This window comes from Actinoplanes sp. NPDC048967, assembly GCF_040649415.1.
Taxonomy (GTDB): Bacteria; Actinomycetota; Actinomycetes; order Mycobacteriales; family Micromonosporaceae; genus Actinoplanes.
This window is the reverse complement of sequence record NZ_JBEZFL010000001.1, coordinates 1,209,996-1,222,788: the sequence shown is the minus strand read 5'-3', so window position 1 is coordinate 1,222,788 and position 12,793 is coordinate 1,209,996. Positions and strand designations below refer to the sequence as shown.

Sequence of the window (12,793 nt, the reverse complement as noted above, 5' to 3'; positions counted from 1 at the left end):
GTGAGTGATAACGCTGCGGAATCACAAGCTGCTCATTTTCCACTCCGGCTCCGGATCACGGCGATCAGGCCGGCCAGCCACGGCAGGATGGCGATGACCGCCCCCTTCGGACCCCCGAAGGCGATCAACAGGACGGCGGCGGCGCACAGGACGATGCCGATCAGCAGAAGCGTGCGACCGCGGCGCTTGCCGGAATCGGCCGGGCCGGCGGCGAAGCGGGGATCCTCGCTCCGCAACTGGGAGACGATGCGGGCGAAGGCGCGGGACTCGTCGTTGTCGGGCACGTCGCCACCTTCCCCGGGTCGCGCTGGATCAGCCGACGGTACCCCCGTCGAGCGCCCTCGGCGCCCGGCTCAGGGCCGGGAGTCGCCGAAGGCGATGCTCAGCACGGCGTGCGCGACCCAGATCGCCTGCGCCTTGTTGTCGTACGGCCCGACGCGAAGCTCCACCGCTTTGTCGCCGAACAATGCGCGCACCGTCCAGCTGTTCGGGTGGCGGTCGTCCTCCCGGCTGTGGTTGACGATGACCTGGCTGGCGCCCCGGATGTTGACCACGGACCACTTCTCGTCCCCGGTGGGCCAGGCCCGGAACCAGCCGGGGGCGACCGCGACGGCCTCCTTGCCGGCCTCGGCCAGCGCCCATTGCAGTTCCTCGGGAACCACGATGTCCGGTTGTGCGTGCGTCATCTCGCCGCCCTGGGTCGACTGCGCGGGAACTCAGGATAACGGCAAAACCGCCGAATACCGTGCTTATCCCTACGACAGCGACACCCGCGCGACGGCCTTCTCGGTCAGGCTGCCCAACCAGAGGGTGTCGCCGTGCTGCCGGATGCCGGTAACCATCACGTACCGGCCCGCCGGACCGTGCAGGACGCGCCGCACCGTGCCCTCGCCGTCGACCAGGACCGCCATCGAGTACGGCACCGGCTGCGGCTGCAACCGGGTCGGCAGGATCCCGGCGATGCGGCGCAGCTGCGGATGCGGCAGGAGCTTCTCCGCGAGCGCGACCCGGGGGCTGGCCAGGGCGATCCAGTACGTGCCGTCACCGACCGGCGCCATGTTGTCCGGATACGCGGGCAGGTCGCCGAGCACCCGTACCGCGCCGTCCGGCAAGGACACCCGGACCAGGCGGTGCGCGACGGTCTCGCAGAGCAGCAGCGCGTCCTCCCGCGGGGTGAGGGCCACGCCGTTGGGGAAGTGGAAGCCCTCGGCCACCACGTCGACGCGGCCGGACACCGGATCGAACGCCAGTAGCCGCCCGTTGGGCCGGTGCTCCAGGAGATCCCGGCGCCAGTGCGAGACCGGGAAGCGGTTCGAGCTGTCGGTGAAGTAGACGACGCCGTCGCGCGCCACGGCCGCGTTGTTGCAGAACAGGATCCGGGTGCCGCCGGCCCGGTGGGCCAGATCGGTGACCGTGCCGTCGTCGGTCACCCGCAGCAGTCCCCGGTACGCGTCACAGACGATCAGGCTGCCGTCGCGAGGATCGACCTCGATGCCCAGCGGCCGGCCGCCGGTGGTGGCGAGCAGGTCCGGGGTGGTGCCGGGGTGCGCGTCCGCGGGCCAGCGCCAGAGGTGCCCGTCGTCCGTACCGGAGTAGATCTGTCCGTCCGCACCGACCGCGACGTCCTCGGGGCCGTGACCGGTCGGCACCGTCAGCACTTCGACGTCGTCGAGCCGGGTGTCGGTGGGCGCCCAGGTGCCGGTGAGCTCGGGCGGCACGGTGGCGGGCAGCTTCACGGGGCGGAGCAGCCAGGGTGCGGGCGGGCGGGGAACCGTCATCGGGTCATCGTGGCCCGCCCGGGGGCGCGCGGCCAGAGCTCGAAGTCTCGGAACATGTGCGCAAGTTCCGGAGTTCGAGCGCGCTCGGCGTGGCCCTACTGAACCGTGTAGGTGGCCCTGGCCTGACGAAATGGCGTCCTCGCCAGGACTGGGGTGGTCGATGCGGGTCGAAACATCGCGGCAAAGTTCCGGAACGAGTTGTTGACGGGCCCGGAAACGGGACCGAACAATGACGAGTGACGGCCGTCGATCACTGACCTGGCCGTCCCTGCGGTGCCGCGCGGTATGACGCTGCCGCCCGGCACGGAGGACGGCCCCTCAGAGCGGGGCGTGGCGACCACCCAGCGCCACGCCCCGCCGCCGTACCCGGTCGACCGGAGAGCCCGGGCTGACCGAACGGCGGGCTCGCGAGATGATCTTCCCCGCTTATGCTCACGCGGCTCTGTCGTTCACGGGGAGGAACCACCACCATGCGCCGCGCCCTGCACCGCCTGCTGACCGGATCGGCGGCAGCCCTGGCGGCGGTCGCGGCCCTGGCCGTGCCCGGGACGCCGGCCCTGGCCGCGGACCCGGCCGTGCGGCTGCACTTCCCGGACATCGCGGTGGCCGGGTCGGTGCCCAAGGCGACCCCGCTCTTCGCCTGGATCGACGTGCCGGACGCAGCGCCCGCCGCGTTCGAGAAGATGACCGTGCGCGTGGACACCGCCGGCGTCGCCGACATCGCCACCGTGGTGGCTGCCGACGACTTCCAGCTCAGTGACGAGCAGTCCTGCGGCCGCGGCGGCACGGTCATCAGCTGCACCCTGACCGGGCACTTCGAGCTCGAACCGGGTACCAACCTGGTGGCCCTGATGGCCCTGGAGGTCACCGCCAAGGCCGGTGCCGCCCAGGACGCGCACGGCAAGCTGGCGTTCAGCGCCCGGCTCGACGACCGGCCCGAGGTCACCACCGCGTCGACGGTGACGATCGGCGAGGGCGTCGACCTGGCCGGCGTCATCAGCGCCCCGCGCACCGTGGCCGCCGGCGCGAACGTCGACGCCGGCCTGCGCGTGTCCAACGTCGGGACCACGCCGGTCAAGAGCGTCGTGCTGGTCATGCTGGGCTGGGATCCGAGCCTGTCGCCGGGGCCCGGCTTCGGCAACTGCCGGTACGGCATCCTGACCGTCTGCACCTTCGACGACGAGCTGGCCGCCGGCTCGACCTACGAGCTGACCACGCCGATGCGCCTGAAGATCCCGGCCGACGCCGCGGCCGGCTCCCGGGCCAGCGCCCTCGGCGGCTGGTACACCCCGGCCGACTTCCGGGAACTGATCGACACCGCGCCCGGCCTCGACGAGGAGACGCTCGGCCCGAAGGGCACCGGTCCCGCCGTCGGGTTGCGGGCCGTGCCGGCCCGGAGCGCGGCGCGGGCCGCGGCGAGCCAGGTCGACACCGACCCGAAGAACAACATCCTGGTCAGCGAGTTCGTCGTCGGCGGCCGCCGGTCGGACCTGGCCGCCGTCGGGGCCACCGTCACCGGCGAGCCGGGCGACAAGGTGCCGGCCCGCGTCGGCTTCCGCAACAACGGGCCGGGCACGCTCTACCACTGGACCTTCGAGAACACCGACCCGTCGACCCACATCGTCGTCCCGGCCGGGCTCGAGGCCGTCGGCGTGGACGAGCGCTGCTTCCCGCTGACGTTCTCCGACGGCGAGGAGCCCGAGGACCTCGGCTCCGACTTCACCGGAGCGTCGGAATACCTGTGCGTGCTCGAGGAGGGCAGGACCGAGGCCAGGGCGTCGACCCTGTTCGACTTCACCTTCCAGGTGCGGGCGAACCCGTCCGCGGCGGCCGGCCGGGTCCGCATCAACGAGGAGATCTTCACCGAGTACCCGATCGACCGCGACGCCGGCAACGACACGGCGGCGATCGCGGTGCGGCTCAGCGGCGGCCAGGGCGGCGGCCTGCCGGTGACCGGGGCCGGCGCGGGCCGGCTCGGCGCGGGTGGCGCGCTGCTGCTGCTCGCCGGCGCGGCCGGCCTGCTGCTGGTGCGCCGGCGCCGGGTCCGGTTCACCGCCTGACCCGCGCGGCGACCCTCCGGTGGCTCAGACCCGGCCGCCGGAGGGATCTCCGGACAGCCGCTGGGCGATCGCGATCGGGATGACCGAGGCGATCACCAGGACCGTCGCCACGACGTTGACGACCGGGGCCTGGTTCGGCCGGAACAGGTTGTCCAGGATCCAGATCGGCAGCGTCGTCGTGCTCTGGCTCGCGGTGAAGCGGGTCACGATGATCTCGTCGAAGCTGAGCGCGAACGCCAGCAGCCCACCCGCCAGCAGCGCCGTGCGCAGCAGCGGGAAGGTGACGCGCCAGAAGGTGGTGAAGCTGTCCGCGCCCAGGTCCATCGAGGCCTCCTCCAGGTCACCGCCGAGCCGGCGCAGGCGGGCGATGACGTTGTTGAAGACCACCACGACGCAGAACGTCGCGTGCGCGACCACCAGGGTGAGCAGCGACAGCGGCACGCCCAGGACCGTGCGGAAGGCGTTGTTCAAAGCGATGCCGGTGACGATGCCCGGCAGTGCGATCGGCAGGATCACCAGCAGCGACACGGCATCCCGGCCGAAGAACCTGTACCGCTGCAGGGACATCGCCGCCAGCGTGCCGAGCACCAGCGCCACCGCGGTCGACAGCAGGCCCACCACCACGGAGGTGCGCAGCGCGTCCAGGGCCCCGGCGTTGTGGGCGGCGCGCGACCACCATCGCAGGGTGAAACCGGCCGGTGGCCAGCCGAACGCCCGGTCACTGTTGAACGAGTTGATCACCACGACGATCAGCGGCACGTAGACGACGGCCAGCACGACGGCGGTGATGACGCGCAACGCGACGCGCATGCCCCGGGTCAGGTACATCAGAGGTTCTCCAGGGCTCCGGCGCGCCGGGACAGGAACAGGTAGACGATCATGACCACGACCGGGACCAGGCCGACCGCCGCCGCCAGGGGCTGGTTGTTGGCCGCGCCGATGTTGTCGTAGACCAGGTTGCCGAGGAACTGCCTGGTGCCGCCGACGATCTCCACCGCCACGTAGTCGCCCAGCGACAGCGAGAAGGTGAAGATCGACCCGGCCACGACCGCCGGGAACACCAGCGGCAGCACGACCGTGCGGACCGTGCGGCCCGGCGGGGCACCGAGATCCCCGGACGCCTCCAGCAGCGAGTCCGGCAGGCGTTCCAGGCCGGCGAAGATCGGCAGGACCATGTACGGGAACCACAGGTACGCCAGCGTGCACACGGTGGCGGTCAGGCCGTACCCGGGCGAGCCGAGCCCGAACGGTGCCCCGGCCCAGTCGATCAGCCCGCCCCCGCCGAACATGCTGCGCCACGCGTACGCCTTGACCAGGTACGACGCCCACAGCGGGAGCAGGATGCCGGCGACCAGCAGGGGTTGCCAGCGCCGGCGGGCCACCTTGGCCATGAAGAACGCCACCGGCAGGGCCAGCACGGCATCGATGACCGTGACCAGGGCCGCCACCCCGATCGTGCGGATCGTCACCGAACGGTAGACGGAGTCGGTCAGCACCGTACGGATGTTGTCCAGCGTCCACACCCGCTCGATCGCCCCGGTGAACGTGTTGGTCGACCACAGAGCGGTGACCAGCAACGCCGCCAGCGCCCCCAGGTAGGCCAGCCCGAGCCAGAGCAGCGGCGCACCCAGCAGCAGGGTCAGCCGGGTGCGTGGCGAGCGGGTGAGCCGGGCCGAGAGCCGGCGCCGGCGGGTGTCCAGCAGCGTCACCGGCCGGTCAGCCCTTGATCTCGGTCCAGGCCCGGGTCCAGGCCGCATAGTCGGTGCAGGTGACGTCGGTGCGCCCGTCCAGGCACTGCGGGATCGGCGTGCTCCAGTACCAGATCTTCTCCGCGTACGCGGCGTCACCGGCGTGGTAGGTCTCGCAGAAGTTCTTGTCGGTGGTCAGCGCGCACGCCTTCTGGTTGGCCGGGGCCTCCCCGAAGTACTCGGCGACCTGGGCGTTGGCCGTCGGGCCGACGATCCAGTTCAGCCACTGGTACGCGCAGTTCGGATGCGCGCTCTTCGCCGCCACCATCCACGTGTCGGACCAGCCGGTCGAGCCCTCCGCCGGCAGCACCGCCTTGACCGGAGCCTTCTCCGCGGCCGCCGTGTTGACGATGACCTGCCAGGTGGTGCCGATCACCGAGTTGCCGCTCTTGAAGGACTGCACCTCCTTCAGGTAGTCCGACCAGTACTCGCTGATGTGAGCCTTCTGCGCCTTGAGCAGCTCCACCGCGGCGGCCAGCTGCTTGTCGTCCAGCGCGTACGGGTTCTTGATGCCCAGTTCCGGCCTGGTGTTCATCAGGAACAGGGCGGCGTCGGCGATGTAGATCGGGGAGTCGTAGGCGGTGACCTTGCCGGCGTACTTGCCCGCGTCGGTGAACACCGAGGCCCAGGAGGTGGGGGCCGGGTCCACTTTGTCCGTGCGGTACATCAGCAGGTTGGCGCCCCAGCCGTGCGGGACGCCGTACATCTGGCCGCCGACGGAGTTCCACGCCTTGTCCTTGAGGAAGCCGGTGACGTCGGCGTAGTTGGGGATCAGGGCGGTGTTCACCGGGGCCACGTCACCGCCCGCGATCAGCCGCAGTGAGGCGTCACCGGAGGCCGAGATGACGTCGTAGCCGCCGGTCTTCATCAGGGTCACGGCTTCGTCGGAGGTGCCGAACGTCTTGACCGTGGCCTGGCAGCCGGTCTGCTTCTCGAACGGGGTCACCCAGTCCACCGCCGGGTCGTTGCCGCCGTTCTCGGCGTATCCGGGCCAGGCCAGGATGGAGACGGCGCCCTCGCCGGCGCCGAGCTGCCGCAGCTGGTCGATCTTCGGCGGGGTGAAACCGGACGCGCCGGGCGCCGGGGAGCTGTCCCCGGAGGACGTGCCGCAGGCGGCGAGCAGGGTGACGAGGCTGATGGCCGTACCGCTGAGCAGTGATCTGGTGATGCGCATGGCCGAACCCTTCGCAGCGGGGAGTGGGATCAGGGGGTCTCCAGGGTCGCGACGTCGCCGCCGCGGATGCTGACGAGGACGCGCTCGCCGCGGCGCTGCACGGCCGACGCGGCGCCGGCGCCGGTGTTGGCCTCGCTCGCGGTGATCCGCGGCCCGGCCTCGAGGTCGACCAGGTAGCGGGTGGTCGCGCCGAGATAGACCACCTCGGCGATGGTGCCGGCCAGTCCCGGGCCGGTACGCGAGAGCCGGACCCGTTCCGGGCGCACCACGAACGTGCCGTCGCGGCCGAGCAGCTCGACGGCGGCGGGTCCGCTGAGGACGGTCGACGTGCCGACGAAGCCGGCCACGAATTGGGTGCGTGGCCGCTCGTAGATCTCCGCGGCGGTGCCGACCTGGGCGACCCGGCCGTGCTCGAACACGGCGATCCGGTCGCTCATGGTCAGCGCCTCCTCCTGGTCGTGGGTGACGAAGACGAAGGTGATGCCGGCCTCGCGCTGCAACTGCTTCAGCTCGACCTGCATCTGCTGACGCAACTGGAGGTCCAGCGCGCCCAGCGGCTCGTCCAGCAGCAGCACCTTGGGCCGCACCACCAGCGCGCGGGCCAGGGCGACCCGCTGGCGCTGCCCACCGGAGAGCCGGCCGGGCTTGCGGTCGCCGAAGCCGGTCATCCGTACGCCGGCCAGCGCCTGCTCGGCCCGCTCGCGGCGTTCGGCCCGGCCGACCTTGCGTACCGCCAGCCCGTACTCGACGTTCTGGCGTACGGACAGGTGCGGGAAGAGCGCGTAGTCCTGGAACACCGTGCTGACGTCACGCTGGAACGGCGCGGCGCCGGTGACGTCCACACCGCCGAGCAGGACCCGCCCGGCGGTGGGCCGCTCGAAGCCGGCGATCATCCGCAGCACCGTGGTCTTGCCCGACCCGGACGGGCCCAGCATGGAGAAGAACTCACCGTCGGCGATCGTCAGATCGAGTCCGACGACCGCGACGGTGCTGCCGAAGGCCTTGTGCAGGCCGGTCAGGGTGATCGCCGGAGCAGTGTCCACGCAGGCCCCCGGTGGCTGGAGGAAATTCCGCCGTTGCGGGAAAACTATGGCGTCGGGGTGCGGAGCACAAGGCTTGATCAGCCCGCCCGCCGCGGATCAGTGCACGGCGGGCCCCGGTCCGGGTAGCTGTCGTGGAGCTCGGCCGGACATCCCTCGATCGGCTGCCGCCTCAGGTGCAGGCGACGGTCAGGCAGCGGACAGCCGAGGTCTTGTCGATGACCGGCCCGTACGCCGTCGGGCCCGAGGTGCTGGCGAAGTCGATCGTGACCGGGCTGCCGGTGCCGACGAAGACGAAACTCCGGCGGACATAGCCCATCGCCGCGAACGTCCGGCCCGTGGTGTCGAAGGTGAACTTCTGCCGGACCGTACCGTTGATCAGGACCTGGCCGGTCTTGACCACCGGGCCGCCGGCCGGGTTGCCGGCCAGGAAGTAGCTGAGCCGGTAGCGGACCGACGGCTGGGTGGCCGCCGTCGTGCGGATCGTGCCCGCGGACCGTCCGTTGAGGTCGATCGACTGCCGGCTGTCGGCGGCCTGCCAGTAGCCGCGACCGATCTGGTCGATGCTGCCGCGGGTGACCGTCCACCGGCCGAACGTCTCGCCCGCGGTGCGCGTGACGTAGGTGCCGGGTGGGACGACGGGCTGCTCGAAGCCGTCGGCCGGCCGGCCGGGTGCGGCCGATGCCGGTGCGGCCACCCAGGCCAGGACACCAGCCACGACGGCGGTACGGCACCATGCGCGCATCATCGTGCGTCGATCTCTACGTAGTCCAGATCGCCGGCGTAGTAGTCGCAGCCCACGTCGATCTGGTCGCAGTCGGTCTTGCCGCCGATGCTCACCGGCCAGGAGTTCGCGATCCGGCCGGTCCAGCCCGCGCTGCGCGCCACTGTCGCGCCGTCCACGACCAGCGTCACCCCGTCGCCCGTACGGGCGCAGCGCACGGTGTGCCAGCGGCCGTCGTTGAGGCGGCGCGGCGATGACACCGCCAGGGAGCGGGACGAGCCGCGGAACAGGCACTCGACGATGCCGCTGGGGATCTGGAGTTTGAAGTTGCCGCCGGAGACCGTCGCCTGGCCCTTCTGGATGATGTTGCCGAACTTGTGGGTCGTACGGAGCCGGACCGTCACGGCGAAGTCGCGCGTGCCGGGGTCGAGGGCGTCCGAGTCGCGCACGGTGACCAGATGACCCGGGTGGGTCGGCGGGGAGTCGGGCTCCAGCCGGTCGAAGCGGTAGCCGGTGGCGCCGTTGACGCGGGTGTCGATCCGTACCTCGCCGCCGATCCGGCCGTGCAGCCCGCGGCCGCTGCTGTCGGTCATGGTCCGGGCGCCGGAATGCTCGTTCATCTCCCAGATGGCGACCGGCCGGTCGGAGGAGGCGTCAGCGGTCGCCGCGGTGGCCAGCAGAACAGTTCCGACCGTCAGAAAGACGGTCAACGAGCGGCGACTTCTCATGGCATCCTCACGCTTGCCGGCAGGTGAGGACCATGCTAAACAGCATTAATAGGATCAACGGCATAATAACGACGAAATCGCCCTGGCGTGATTGTCCGGGCCGTTCGGCGACGGCCCTGCGCACCCCGTACGAGCAGGCGTTTCTCGGTCCGGACCGGTCCGAACGGCCGACGGCTCCCGCTGAACGGCTTCTCGCGTTCCGCCTGTTCAAGTTGGTAACATGCCGCCGATCATGGCCAGCGTTCCGGCCGGTACGCCGGGGCCGACAGCCGCGTCGACCGTGTCCGCTCCCGCCTCCGGGCAGGGGCTCCGTCGACCGAAGCCGCCGCGGTGAAGCCGCACGTACGGAGGTCTCCTGTGACTGACAACCGGATGAAGGATCGCGTCAAGGTCATGCTCGGGACGTCGCCCGACGGCGCGACCTCCGAGCACGCGCTGGTCTCGCCCACACCCGTGCCGGGACTGCCGAGCCAGGCCCTCCAGGTGCTGACCATGGCCCAGCGCACCGCCGAGGACTACGTCGCCAAGGCCCACCAGGAGGCCGACAAGATCCGTACGGAGGCGCTGGCCGCGGCGGAGAACATCGCCCGCGACGCCCAGATCCACGCGCACAACGTGCGCCGCGAGGCCGACAAGGTGCTCTACGACGCCCGGGCCGGCGCCGAGCAGATCGGCCAGGACGCCCGCGCGGCCGCCGAGGAGGCCCGCCGCAACGCCGAGCAGATCGTGCTCGAGGCGCAGGCGCGGGCCGACGGCATCGCGGCCGAGGCCAAGGCCAACGCCGAGCAGCTCAACCTGCAGGCCAAGCAGCGCTACGACGACGTGGTCGGCAGCCTCGGCGTCAAGCGGGAGGCGCTGCAGGAGCAGATCGAGGCGCTCGAGCAGTTCGACCGGGAGTACCGCGGCCGCCTCATGACCTTCATGCAGGGCCAGCTGCGCGCCCTGTGGGTGGACCAGCCGCAGGTCATCGGCGAGCTGCCGGTGCCGGACGAGTCGGCCGGGCGGCACGGCTCCAGCGCCGAGGTGGCCGTTCCCGCGCAGCGCCAGCCGGTGGAAGACACCGTCGAGGTCCAGCCGGAGGGCGCCGAGCACGCCGAGGCCGAGCCGGTGCCGAGCGAGCGCTGAGGTTTCTCACGCGTCCGGGGCGGCGTGCACGCGTTCGCCCCGGATGTAGGTCAGCGCCACCCGGGCCTCCGCGATCGCCTGCGGCGGCCCCGCGAAGACATCGCGGTCCAGCACCACCAGGTCGGCCTGATGGCCGGCCCGCAGCGTGCCGGTGTCGTCCCGGTGATTCACAAAGGCCGACCCCGACGTGTACGCCCGCAGCGCCGTCGCCAGCTCGAGCCGCTGCCCGGGCAGGAACGCCTCGGCGCCGCTGCCCGGCAGCGCCCGGTTGACCGCCACATGGATGCCCCGCAACGGATCGGGGCTGCTGACCGGCCAGTCACTGCCCGCGGCCAGGGTCGCGCCGGCGCGGTGCAGGTCGCCGAACGGGTACTGCCACCCGGCCGGCTCCGGGTCCAGGAACGGCAGCGTCAGCTCGTCCATCTGCGGCTCGTGGGTCGCCCACAGCGCCTGGATGGTCGCGGTGGCCCCCAGCGACCGGAAGCGCGGCACGTCCTGCGGGTGCACCACCTGCAGATGGGCCAGGTGCGGCCGGGTGTCCCGCCGGCCGTTGGCGGCCCGGGCGGCGGCGATCGCGTCCAGGGCCTCGCGGACGGCCCGGTCGCCGAGCGCGTGGAAGTGGGGTTGAAAGTCCAGCGCGTCCACCGCCGTGACGTAGCCGCGCAACGCGACCGGATCGATGAACGACAGGCCGCTGTTCGTGGTCGCGCAGCCGTGCCCGTCACGGTAGGGGGTGGTCATCGCCGCGGTGAAGTTCTCGGCGACCCCGTCGAGCATGAACTTCACCGAGCCGCAGCGCAGCCGCCCGACGCTGAGCTCCGCCCGCTTCGCCACGAGCTCGGGGAGCTGGCCGGCGTCCCGCTCGCGGTCCCACCAGAGCGCGCCGACGACGGTCGAGAGCAGCGAACCGTCGGTGGCCGCCGTGCGGTAGGCGTCGGAGATGTCGGGATAGCCGTTGGTCGCGCACAGCATCGCGTCCTGCCAGGCGGTGATCCCGAGCTCGTGCAGCAGCCGCTGGGCCCGGAGCAGACCGGCGAGCCGTTGCGCCGGGGTCACCGCCGGGACGACCGCCGCGACCAGTGACATCGCGCCCTCCTGGAGGCCGCCGCTCGGGGCGCCGCCGGGCTCGCGGTCGATCCGGCCGTCGACCGGGTCCGGGGTGGCGGCGGTGATCCCGGCCAGGGCGAGCGCCTTGCTGTTGACCCAGGCCCCGTGGTGATCGCGGTTGGTGAGGTACACCGGCCGGTCGCCGGCCACCGCGTCCAGCAGCTCGCGGCCGGGCACACCGCCCGGGAAGCTCTCCATCGACCAGCCGCCGCCGACGATCCAGGACTCGTCCGGGTGGGTCCGGGCGTACGCGTCGATCCGGGCGAGATAGTCGGTGAGCTCCGTCGTGCCGGTCAGGTCGCACTGGCCCAGCTCCACGCCGCCCATCACCGCGTGCACGTGGGCGTCCTGGAAACCGGGCAGCAGCATCCGCCCACGCAGATCGACCACCTCGGTGCGCGGCCCGGCGAGCTCGGTGACCTCGGCGCCGCCGACGGCGAGGATCCGGTCGCCGCGCACAGCGAGGGCGGTCTCGGGGCCGCGGCCGGGATCGCCGGTGAAGACCGGCCCGCCCGTGAAGATCAGATCAGCGGTGCCGGTGGTGTCCACGGTGGCCAGACTGCCACGTTCACCGGCCGTCGGCGACGACTGTCGTGGCGGCCTCGATGAGTGAACCCGTCGTCTCGGCGGCCTGGGACCGCAGCAGCGCGTACGCCAGGTCCGCGTTCGTCTGCCGATCGGAGATGATCATGCCGATCGCCTGCTGGATCGTGGCCCGGACGGCGAAGGCGCCGACGAGCCCGGCGATCAGGTCCTGCGCGCCGGGGCAGAGATCCTCGGCCGGGCCGGGCGGACGTCCCTCCGGTGCGTCGTCGTAGGCGGACAGGACCGCCGCGCTCAGCGGCGCCATGGCGGCCGGGTCGTGACCGTAGAGGTTGAGCGCCGCCACCGGCAGTCCGCGCCCGGCGAACAGCGGGATGGACAGCGACGAGCGGAGCCCGAGCTTGTACGCCGCGTTGCGGAAGGCGGGCCAGATCATCGTCGCGTCGATCCGCGGCACGCTGGTGGGGGAGCCACCGTCCAGGGCGTCGAGGCAGGGCCCCGCCTTGTCGCTGTACTGGGCCTCGTCGACGGCCAGGGCGAGCTCGCTGCTCACCGCCACCGTGCTGTATCCGCTCTCGCCCTGGCAGGTCACCGAGGCGAAAGCCACCGCGTCCAGCATGTCGGCGGCGAGCTGGACGATCGTGCTCAGCCGCCCGCCGACGGTGGAGTCATCGTCGGCCGTGCCCGCCAGGTCGATCAGGGCGTCGGCCAGCCTGCCGCGGGGCTGCGATCGGGTCACTACTACATCTCCAAGCTCTGCGCGGGG

Annotated in this window: 13 protein-coding genes; 2 read left to right on the top strand and 11 right to left on the bottom strand. The window is 71.9% G+C overall.

Going from position 1 to position 12,793, the window contains the following annotated elements; all coding sequences use genetic code 11:
• Positions 1-32 precede the first annotated feature (32 nt).
• From AB0C12_RS05660 to AB0C12_RS05650, 3 genes are all read right to left on the bottom strand, one after another.
• The gene (locus AB0C12_RS05660) at positions 33-284 is read right to left on the bottom strand and encodes a DUF3040 domain-containing protein (RefSeq protein ID WP_360544506.1); all 252 of its coding nucleotides are present in this window, start codon (positions 282-284) and stop codon (positions 33-35) included.
• A gap of 69 nt (positions 285-353) precedes the next feature.
• A complete protein-coding gene (locus AB0C12_RS05655; RefSeq protein ID WP_360544505.1) occupies positions 354-686 on the bottom strand; it encodes a hypothetical protein in 333 nt (110 codons plus the stop codon).
• A gap of 69 nt (positions 687-755) precedes the next feature.
• Positions 756-1,778 carry an SMP-30/gluconolactonase/LRE family protein gene (locus tag AB0C12_RS05650; protein WP_360544503.1) on the bottom strand — a complete coding sequence of 341 codons (1,023 nt, stop codon included), beginning with the start codon at positions 1,776-1,778 and terminating at the stop codon, positions 756-758.
• Positions 1,779-2,248: 470 nt separating this feature from the next.
• Here AB0C12_RS05650 and AB0C12_RS05645 point away from each other — a divergent pair, with 470 nt between their 5' ends.
• The gene (locus tag AB0C12_RS05645; protein WP_360544501.1) at positions 2,249-3,838 is read left to right on the top strand and encodes a hypothetical protein; all 1,590 of its coding nucleotides are present in this window, start codon (positions 2,249-2,251) and stop codon (positions 3,836-3,838) included.
• A gap of 24 nt (positions 3,839-3,862) precedes the next feature.
• Here AB0C12_RS05645 and AB0C12_RS05640 read toward each other — a convergent pair whose 3' ends face one another.
• The 6 genes from AB0C12_RS05640 to AB0C12_RS05615 all read right to left on the bottom strand — a co-directional run bounded on the left by AB0C12_RS05640 (position 3,863) and on the right by AB0C12_RS05615 (position 9,252).
• Positions 3,863-4,666, bottom strand: coding sequence for an ABC transporter permease (locus AB0C12_RS05640; protein ID WP_360544499.1), 804 nt, complete (start codon positions 4,664-4,666; stop codon positions 3,863-3,865).
• Positions 4,666-5,547 carry an ABC transporter permease gene (locus tag AB0C12_RS05635; RefSeq protein ID WP_360544497.1) on the bottom strand — a complete coding sequence of 294 codons (882 nt, stop codon included), beginning with the start codon at positions 5,545-5,547 and terminating at the stop codon, positions 4,666-4,668. Before AB0C12_RS05635 ends, AB0C12_RS05640 begins: the two co-directional genes overlap by 1 nt.
• A gap of 7 nt (positions 5,548-5,554) precedes the next feature.
• Positions 5,555-6,760: an ABC transporter substrate-binding protein gene (locus tag AB0C12_RS05630; RefSeq protein ID WP_360544495.1), complete on the bottom strand. Its 1,206-nt coding sequence runs from the start codon at positions 6,758-6,760 to the stop codon at positions 5,555-5,557.
• Positions 6,761-6,789: 29 nt separating this feature from the next.
• The gene (locus tag AB0C12_RS05625; protein ID WP_360544493.1) at positions 6,790-7,803 is read right to left on the bottom strand and encodes an ABC transporter ATP-binding protein; all 1,014 of its coding nucleotides are present in this window, start codon (positions 7,801-7,803) and stop codon (positions 6,790-6,792) included.
• Positions 7,804-7,972: 169 nt separating this feature from the next.
• Positions 7,973-8,548 carry a choice-of-anchor C family protein gene (locus AB0C12_RS05620; RefSeq protein ID WP_360544491.1) on the bottom strand — a complete coding sequence of 192 codons (576 nt, stop codon included), beginning with the start codon at positions 8,546-8,548 and terminating at the stop codon, positions 7,973-7,975.
• Positions 8,545-9,252 (bottom strand): laminin G domain-containing protein, encoded by a 708-nt coding sequence (locus AB0C12_RS05615; RefSeq protein WP_360544489.1) that lies wholly within the window; start codon positions 9,250-9,252, stop codon positions 8,545-8,547. The genes AB0C12_RS05620 and AB0C12_RS05615 overlap by 4 nt, the downstream gene beginning before the upstream one ends.
• Positions 9,253-9,609: 357 nt before the next feature.
• Between AB0C12_RS05615 and AB0C12_RS05610 the strand changes: the two genes are divergently transcribed.
• Positions 9,610-10,377: a hypothetical protein gene (locus AB0C12_RS05610; protein WP_360544487.1), complete on the top strand. Its 768-nt coding sequence runs from the start codon at positions 9,610-9,612 to the stop codon at positions 10,375-10,377.
• Between the two features lie 6 nt (positions 10,378-10,383).
• Here AB0C12_RS05610 and AB0C12_RS05605 read toward each other — a convergent pair whose 3' ends face one another.
• Together AB0C12_RS05605 and AB0C12_RS05600 are read right to left on the bottom strand one after the other, a co-directional pair.
• The gene (locus AB0C12_RS05605) at positions 10,384-12,033 is read right to left on the bottom strand and encodes an amidohydrolase (protein WP_360544485.1); all 1,650 of its coding nucleotides are present in this window, start codon (positions 12,031-12,033) and stop codon (positions 10,384-10,386) included.
• A 19-nt stretch (positions 12,034-12,052) separates the two neighbouring features.
• Positions 12,053-12,766: a GAF and ANTAR domain-containing protein gene (locus AB0C12_RS05600; protein ID WP_360544483.1), complete on the bottom strand. Its 714-nt coding sequence runs from the start codon at positions 12,764-12,766 to the stop codon at positions 12,053-12,055.
• Positions 12,767-12,793 lie beyond the last annotated feature (27 nt).

Bases quoted from the DNA above. Each gene is read 5' to 3' on its own strand.
- AB0C12_RS05650 (WP_360544503.1), bottom strand. From the start codon at position 1,778: ATGACGGTTCCCCGCCCGCCCGCACCCTGGCTGCTCCGCCCCGTGAAG.
- AB0C12_RS05640 (WP_360544499.1), bottom strand. From the start codon at position 4,666: ATGTACCTGACCCGGGGCATGCGCGTCGCGTTGCGCGTCATCACCGCC.
- AB0C12_RS05655 (WP_360544505.1), bottom strand. From the start codon at position 686: ATGACGCACGCACAACCGGACATCGTGGTTCCCGAGGAACTGCAATGG.
- AB0C12_RS05620 (WP_360544491.1), bottom strand. From the start codon at position 8,548: ATGATGCGCGCATGGTGCCGTACCGCCGTCGTGGCTGGTGTCCTGGCC.
- AB0C12_RS05615 (WP_360544489.1), bottom strand. From the start codon at position 9,252: ATGAGAAGTCGCCGCTCGTTGACCGTCTTTCTGACGGTCGGAACTGTT.
- AB0C12_RS05630 (WP_360544495.1), bottom strand. From the start codon at position 6,760: ATGCGCATCACCAGATCACTGCTCAGCGGTACGGCCATCAGCCTCGTC.
- AB0C12_RS05645 (WP_360544501.1), top strand. From the start codon at position 2,249: ATGCGCCGCGCCCTGCACCGCCTGCTGACCGGATCGGCGGCAGCCCTG.